At 45.1% G+C, this 8,159-nt stretch carries 3 protein-coding genes and 3 tRNA genes; 2 read left to right on the forward strand and 4 right to left on the reverse strand.

Going from position 1 to position 8,159, the window contains the following annotated elements:
- Window positions 1–2 precede the first annotated feature (2 nt).
- The 4 genes from RDO37_RS07285 to RDO37_RS07300 form a co-directional block, all read right to left on the reverse strand.
- Window positions 3–92 (reverse strand) — tRNA-Ser (locus RDO37_RS07285).
- Window positions 93–460: 368 nt separating this feature from the next.
- The gene (carB, locus tag RDO37_RS07290) at window positions 461–3,700 is read right to left on the reverse strand and encodes a carbamoyl-phosphate synthase large subunit (protein ID WP_308498612.1); all 3,240 of its coding nucleotides are present in this window, start codon (window positions 3,698–3,700) and stop codon (window positions 461–463) included.
- Between the two features lie 14 nt (window positions 3,701–3,714).
- On the reverse strand, window positions 3,715–4,854 hold the full coding sequence (gene carA / locus RDO37_RS07295; RefSeq protein WP_273324381.1) for a glutamine-hydrolyzing carbamoyl-phosphate synthase small subunit: 1,140 nt from the start codon (window positions 4,852–4,854) through the stop codon (window positions 3,715–3,717).
- Between the two features lie 1,317 nt (window positions 4,855–6,171).
- The gene (locus RDO37_RS07300; RefSeq protein ID WP_308498613.1) at window positions 6,172–7,158 is read right to left on the reverse strand and encodes a radical SAM protein; all 987 of its coding nucleotides are present in this window, start codon (window positions 7,156–7,158) and stop codon (window positions 6,172–6,174) included.
- Window positions 7,159–7,900: 742 nt separating this feature from the next.
- Between RDO37_RS07300 and RDO37_RS07305 the strand changes: the two genes are divergently transcribed.
- Together RDO37_RS07305 and RDO37_RS07310 are read left to right on the forward strand one after the other, a co-directional pair.
- Window positions 7,901–7,975: transfer RNA gene (locus RDO37_RS07305), tRNA-Lys, on the forward strand.
- A gap of 28 nt (window positions 7,976–8,003) precedes the next feature.
- Window positions 8,004–8,079, forward strand: a tRNA-Lys gene (locus tag RDO37_RS07310).
- Window positions 8,080–8,159 lie beyond the last annotated feature (80 nt).

Here is an 8,159-nt window from a genome sequence, read left to right on the forward strand (position 1 = left end):
GATGGCGGATGGAGTGAGATTCGAACTCACGGAGGACGCAAATCCTCGACGGTTTTCAAGACCGTTGCATTCAACCGCTCTGCCATCCATCCGCATAGGTTGTGCGCACATTATACCGAGTTTTAACTAGGATGCAACACTTGCTTAAACTTTTTTGGAGTGTATTTGTCACCATGTACAGTCAAACGCGATAAATAAGCTAATTGTATAGCTTGTAGTTATGCAGCAATCTAGCTGTATTAGAACATGTGTTTTTTGCTTTTAAGCCATTGTTCAGTGTATTTTTGGCTGGTTGAGATGATTTCTTTTTGAGCTCGCCTGTAGCTGCTAATTGAGCAAGTAAGGTGGGATTAGCTTTGCTTGAAATGAAAAAGGCAGGCCTATGGCCTGCCTTTTAAAGCTTACTTTTAGCGCTGTAGTTGTGGCTAGTAGAAACTACAGATCTAAATTACAGCTTGGATTAGCTCTTAGCTGCCTCATTGTCAGCAATCATCTGATGCAGCTCCTGAATGGAGTGTACAGTTGCAAACTCGTCTTCACCAATTGAGTCAACGGTTGCAAATGCTGCATTGATGGTAGTGCAGTAGCTAATGTGATGCTGCAGAGCACTAGCACGTAACTGACGGGAGTCCTTAACAGACTGACGACCTTCAGTAGTGTTGATGACCCAATCGTAACGGGCTGACTTGATGGCGTCTAAAATGTTTGGACGGCCTTCGTAAACCTTCTTTACGCGGGTAACAGGAATACCAGCATCAACTAAGCACTGATAGGTACCGCCGGTTGCATCCAGCTCAAATCCGTGCTCGATTAACTTGCGGCCCAGCTCTGGCAGCACGTCCTTATCGGAATTACGGATAGAGAGCAGTACACGACCCTTACGTACGATCTCAGCAGAAGCAGCTAACTGAGCCTTTGCATAAGCCTCAGGGAAGAGCTTAGCAGTACCCATAACCTCACCAGTTGAACGCATCTCAGGACCTAAGATAGGGTCTGAGCCTGGGAACTTATGGAATGGCAGTACTACTTCCTTAACTGAGTAGTAAGGAGGAATTACCTGCTTGGTAACGCCCTGCTCAGCTAAGGTCTTACCGGTCATAATACGAGCAGCAATCTTGGCTAAAGGCAGTGAGGTTACCTTGGATACAAAAGGAATGGTACGTGCAGCACGTGGGTTAACCTCGATAAGGTAAATCTCATCATCACGTACAGCCAGCTGAACGTTCATGAGGCCACGAACCTCAAGCTCCATAGCAAGATCCTTGGAGATCTTGATAATGCGCTCCTTGATTTCCTCGCTTAAGTGCCAAGGTGGGAGTACGCAAGCAGCGTCACCAGAGTGAACACCACACTCCTCAACGTGCTCCATGATGCCGCCAATTACAACCAGGTTGCCGTCGCATACAGCGTCAACATCGATTTCAACAGCGTGATCTAAGAACTTGTCGAGCAGAACAGGAGACTTGTTGGATACCTTTACAGCCTCGTTGAAGTAACGGCGTAAATCATCCTCATCGTATACAACTTCCATTGCACGACCGCCTAATACGTAGGATGGACGTACAACGAGTGGGTAGCCGATGTTCTCAGCAATAGAAACAGCCTGATTTAAGGAAATAGCAGTGCCGTTCTTTGGCTGGAGTAACTGTAACTTATCTACAGCTTCCTGGAAGCGCTGACGATCTTCTGCCTTATCAATTGCATCAGGAGAGGTACCAATGATAGGTACGCCAGCCTCTTCGAGCTTCTTGGCAAGCTTGAGTGGGGTCTGACCGCCGAACTGAACGATCACGCCCTCTGGCTTTTCGACACGGGCAATTTCTAAAACGTCTTCTAAGGTAACTGGCTCAAAGTACAGTCTATCTGAGATGTCATAGTCAGTAGAAACAGTCTCTGGGTTGCAGTTAACCATGATGGTCTCAAATCCGTCCTCGCGCAGCGCCATTGAAGCGTGTACGCAGCAGTAATCGAATTCGATACCCTGACCGATACGGTTAGGGCCACCACCTAAGATCATGATCTTGCGGCGATCTGATGGGTTAGCCTCACACTCTTGCTCATAAGTTGAGTACATATAAGCAGTTGGAGTAGAGAACTCAGCAGCACAAGTATCAACGCGCTTGAAGGTTGGGTAAACCTCGTGTAACCAACGACGCTCACGCACCATATCTTCAGTTACGTGGAGTAACTGAGCTAAGCGTGCATCAGCAAAGCCGCGTGACTTAAGATCACGCATCTCATCTGCGTCGATGGACTTTAAGGTACGACCGGAAAGTGACTTTTCAATGTCGATGATTTCTTTGATCTGTACTAAGAACCATGGATCAACATGGGTGTACTCAAAGAGCTCTTCTACGGTCATGCCCATTCTAAAGGCATCAGCAATGTACCAAATACGGTGTGCACCAGCATCTTCAAGCTCGTGCAGGATCTTGGTACGGGCTTCCTTGTGGTTCATATCGATACGAGGATCGAAACCGCACTTACCGGTTTCAAGACCACGCAGAGCCTTTTGCAGAGACTCTTGGAAGGTACGGCCAATAGCCATAACTTCACCAACAGACTTCATCTGAGTGGTCAGACGGTCGTTAGAGCCTGGGAACTTTTCAAAGTTGAAGCGAGGAACCTTGGTAACAACGTAGTCGATGGAAGGCTCGAATGAGGCAGGGGTTAAGTTGCCAGTAATGTCGTTGCCAAGCTCATCTAAGGTGTAACCAACAGCCAGCTTTGCAGCTACCTTAGCAATTGGGAAACCAGTTGCCTTAGATGCTAAAGCTGAAGAACGGGATACACGTGGGTTCATCTCGATGATGACCATACGGCCATCAACTGGGTTGATACCAAACTGTACGTTAGAACCACCAGTCTCAACACCGATCTCACGTAAAACAGCCATAGAGGCGTCACGCATGATCTGGTATTCCTTGTCAGTTAAGGTCTGAGCAGGGGCTACAGTGATGGAGTCACCAGTGTGGATACCCATTGGGTCGAAGTTTTCGATGGAGCAAACGATGATGCAATTGTCCTTGCGATCACGTACCACTTCCATCTCGTACTCTTTCCAGCCGATTAAGGACTCGTCGATTAAGAGCTCATGAGTTGGGGAGCTTTCAAGACCCTTAGTACAGATGGCCTCGAACTCTTCTGGGTTATAAGCAATACCGCCACCAGTACCACCCATGGTAAAGGAAGGACGGATAATGCAAGGGAAACCAACTTCGTTTTGAACTTTCCATGCCTCTTCTAAAGAGTGGGCAATGCCAGCACGTGGGCAAGCAAGGCCTATCTTCTTCATGGCAGCATCAAAACGCTCACGGTTTTCTGCCTTATCAATGGTGTCAGCATTAGCGCCGATCATCTCAACGCCGTACTTAGCTAACACGCCATGACGCTCTAAATCTAAGGCGCAGTTTAATGCGGTCTGACCACCCATGGTAGGCAGAACTGCATCAGGACGCTCCTTTTCGATGATGTGCTCTACAACGCGCCAATCGATTGGCTCGATGTAGGTAGCATCAGCGATGTTAGGGTCGGTCATAATAGTAGCTGGGTTAGAGTTCACTAAAATGACGCGGTAGCCTTCTTCACGTAAAGCACGGCAGGCCTGAGTACCTGAGTAGTCAAACTCACATGCCTGGCCGATAACGATAGGGCCGGCACCTAAAATTAAAATGCTTTTTATGTCAGTGCGCTTTGGCATAAATTCCTCCGGTCCTACTTAGTGTTGTTACGCATCAGTTCGATGAAGTGATCGAAAAGCGGGCTTACATCATGAGGGCCTGGAGATGCCTCAGGGTGACCCTGGAAGCTAAATGCAGGCGCATCAGTACGCTCGATGCCTTGTAAAGAACCGTCGAATAATGAGAAGTGAGTAGCCTTAACGTTAGCAGGGAGAGTGTCCTTATCAACGCAGAAGCCGTGGTTTTGTGAGGTGATGTATACGGTATTTGACTCAACATCACGCACTGGGTGATTAGCACCGTGGTGACCAAACTTCATCTTAATGGTCTTAGCACCAGATGCTAAGCCTAAGAGCTGGTGGCCTAAGCAAATACCGAATAAAGGAATCTTCTTTTCTACGAAGACCTTGATAGCCTCCTGAGCATAGGTACATGGCTCTGGATCGCCTGGACCATTGGACATAAAGATGCCATCAGGATTGTACTTTAAAGCCTCTTCAGCTGGAGTCTGTGCTGGAACAACAGTCAGACGGCAGCCGCGCTGGGCTAACATACGCAGAATATTAATCTTGATACCGAAGTCGTAGACAACTACATGGTATGGTAAAGAAGCAGCATCTTGCTTCTTGTAGCCCTTACCTAAGGTCCACTCGCCGTCAGTCCACTCATAAACTTCTTTAGTGGATACAACCTTGGCGAGATCTAAGCCCTTCATGGATGGGCATTCTTGAGCAAGCTTGACAGCTTCATCAGCACTGATGCTTGGATCAGTGGTAAGGCAACCGTTTTGAGCACCCTTTTCACGCAGAATACGGGTAAGCATACGGGTATCGATGCCTGCGATACCAGGCTTTTGATACTTAGCCAAGAAATCGCTTAATGATGTGTCAGAGCGGAAGTTAGAGGCTACAGAGGACAGGTCGCGAACGATAAGACCTTGAGCACAAACCTGATTTGATTCCATATCCTCGCTATTGGTACCGTAATTACCTATATGTGGGTAAGTTAAAGTAACAATCTGGCCAGTATAGGACGGATCGGTGAGGATTTCCTGATAGCCGGTCATAGAAGTATTGAAGACAACTTCACCGGTTAAAGTGACACCTGCGGCACCAAAAGCTTTGCCTTTGAATACTGTGCCATCAGCAAGTGCAAGGATTGCGGTACTAGCCACAAATACCTCCAAAATTCTGAGCTGATACAAGTGACTTTAGGTGTTTTGCAAGCATTAGACGTGTCAAATTGAGCCTGCTCATGGAGCAGACTTATTGAATAAATATCCACCAGTGCGACGGTATTTTTATTGAACACGTTTTGGCTTAAAAATGACGCTAAACAAAGCACGACGATGCCAAAAGAGTACAAGCTAGATCTAACCGTAAAGTTCAATCAATTGGGATCTGTCTAAGCTGCGTTCAATCTATGCTTAGCTAGTAACTTGCTAACAAGTAGCTGTTTACTTTAGTCCAATCTTAAATGTAGTTAGATGCACGTTAACGGTAAGTACATTGCTTACCTTGTTTGACATCGAATGACTTTGTTTAAAGCAGAGGTGTTACTTAAATAGCGCCATGATGAGCATGGGTTACATTAAGTACAATGGGTATGACGCGTACGCGTGCAGGCAGGAAGCTTAGCTTTCAGCCCGCAATGCAAACTCAGAAATTATATAGTGCTGATACAAAACACGCGCATAAAGCGCGCATTTGAAAGTGAAATAAGATCACCACTCATCTCTGAGCTATCCTTGGTGTTATTGCCAAAAGAAATAGCAAAGGCATTGGCTCGTATCTTTACTACGAATTCGTTGCCTTTTACCATTTAGCACACTCCAAAGACGCATCAATTGAGAGCTTGAAATTAAGCCAAGTAGGCTGAGGAAATCAGACTCTCATCAGCTTTAAGAGTTGAGATAAGCTCGTTTCTTAAAACTTTTGCGTCGTTCTTTTCCTATGCTTGAAACACTACAGCCAAAGTCCTACCTATTTTAGCGAATAACATCACAAAATCAAGCTTGTTTGCTGGTTTTAGTATTGGTATCTAGGGCACAATACGATACTTTTTAGCCATTACTTGCCCAAATTTAGCCATTTTCGCTTACCTAACTCATTTGCACTGGATGTCAGACAATTTACCTCACCATAAAAAGGCAGACTCATCCATAAATAACCTCATCATCCAAAACTGACTCATCCCTCGTCAGCTCATCAAATTTCCCATTACTTTCAATAAAGAACATCTCTACAAGGCATCAATGGCATAATCCATCTTGAAGGCCATTTACAACCGTACCTTTACCAAGAGAGCGTTATCTAAATCTTGCTAAAGATCGTATCAGCACAACTAGGCACTATGATCATTAAAGCTATTTAGCAGGCAGTAGTTGGCATAATTCTAATAATAGACTGCAATCGTTCTATAGCCTAGAAACGACAACGCCCCTGCAAATGCAGAGGCGTTGTGGGGAATATGGGACTATTTTAATTAGCTACTAGCTTTTCTTTTTCTTGCCTGTCACTGCTTTGGCAGTAGTTTTTGGAGCTCTAGCTGATCTGTCTACCTTAATTTGAATGCCTGGTTTTACAAACTTAACATCCTTATTTAAGCCGCAGTGGTTGCAAGCTTCAATAAACTTAGCGTCATACATAGCGCGAATACGTTCGCGACGCTCGGCAACATCAAGCTTAGTAAGTGGCACGTAATCTTGCTCAGGTACATCAATAAGGCCTAAGTATTTGGCGTGAGCTGAGCGTGGGCAGTGATGGAACTCACCATCCCAGATGTGACGGCAATTATTTGGGCAAGCTTTATACACAGCTTCTTTTTGCTCGTCATTAAGACCGCGATCAGAGGTGTCGCCCATCTCAAACCATGAGATGTCCTCATCGGTTGTCTGAACCATAACGCCACGGTTTAAGCAGGTATCGATGATCTTCTTATAATGAGGAGCAACGTTTGGTCCGTAGTTAGAAAAGAAGAATGAGACCTTGTTATTGTTGGCCATCAGATCTAAAAGCTCATCTTTTGGCATTAAGGTAGCGTTAGAAACGATCTGAATATGCTGCAGCTTTGGCAGAGTTAAAAGGAACTTAAAGAACTCTATAAACTGCTTTTGCATAAGAGGCTCACCACCCATGACGCGGAAGGTGAGAATGTGGTCAACTGCCTCAATAAATGACACTACCCAAGACTTAACTGCCTCAATATCCATAGGCTTAGCGCGGCCCATGTTGGCATAGGTTTGCATGAAGTTAGCGCAATCACGGCAGTTTAAGGTGCACTGAGCAGAGATACATACTTCTACATATGGAATGATTAAAGGAGGATTAGCCTTAGCCATTCTCTCGGCAACCATTGCATAGAGCATGTCGAACTCGGCTGATTGAGGATTCTCAAGTGCCTTAGTGAGCTTGGCTTTTTGGTAGCAATACTCAGCACCAAGATTGGCTGGAAGAAGTTCTTCAAGAGTCTGAGGCATAGTCCATTATTCCATTTAAGAGCTAACAGCTAGAAGATAATGCACAAACATCATCATAAGGATGTTTGAAATAGCATAAGCTTGGCATTGATCCCGTGCTTAAAGTTGCGCTGATGCTATGTCAAAGGCGCATGCTTGTCAATTAGGCACATCTCACCCTGATAACTAAAGTCACAATCGACAAAAAAAGAATAGCGCCCTACATCTACCAAAAGAGTAGTGTTATAAAACTACTATAAATAGCACTAAGTAATAGAGCAAATGAAAATGAAGCTTTGCATCCATTACGAGCACATCTACTTAACTACGCTCAGAGCCAACCTAATCAATTTTGATAGTGCTATCAATAATAAGTAGTAGGTTGCACTTGATAGTATCGAACCTAGGCTTTCACATACATACATATGCAGCAGTGCAATGTGTTTGCACTCAAATTAGCAATCGCGACACTTATTGTTTAAAAGTTAAGTGAGCTAGGGAGTATTTTTTTGGGGTGTTTAAAATGTCTTGATGTAGCAAAATGGTGGCTAGAACATCAAAAAAGGGCATATTAACCATGGTTTTTGATCGTGACTTCTGATTTTGCCTGATCTTTTAATGTGCTTAAAATGGCTTAAATACGGGTTTTGTTTGGTTAAGGTTAAAAATTTTTCAAAATTTTTTGAAAAAGTACTTGCGTGGGGCTTAGATTTCAGTACAATACACCCTCGTCAGTTGACAGCAGTCACTGACGCCCTGAAGCGGGCTGTTAGCTCAGTGGTAGAGCAGTGGACTTTTAATCCATTGGTCGAGGGTTCAAGTCCCTCACAGCCCACCACTTAAAAACTTCAGGCGGTTTCTGTAATGGGTCGTTAGCTCAGCTGGTAGAGCAGCGGACTCTTAATCCGTTGGTCGCGGGTTCGATCCCCTCACGACCCACCATTCAGAAACAAACCCATAGCGTGGGTCGTTAGCTCAGCTGGTAGAGCAGCGGACTCTTAATCCGTTGGTCGCGGGTTCGA

Source organism: uncultured Anaerobiospirillum sp. (genome assembly GCF_902485895.1).
GTDB lineage: Bacteria > Pseudomonadota > Gammaproteobacteria > Enterobacterales > Succinivibrionaceae > Anaerobiospirillum > Anaerobiospirillum succiniciproducens.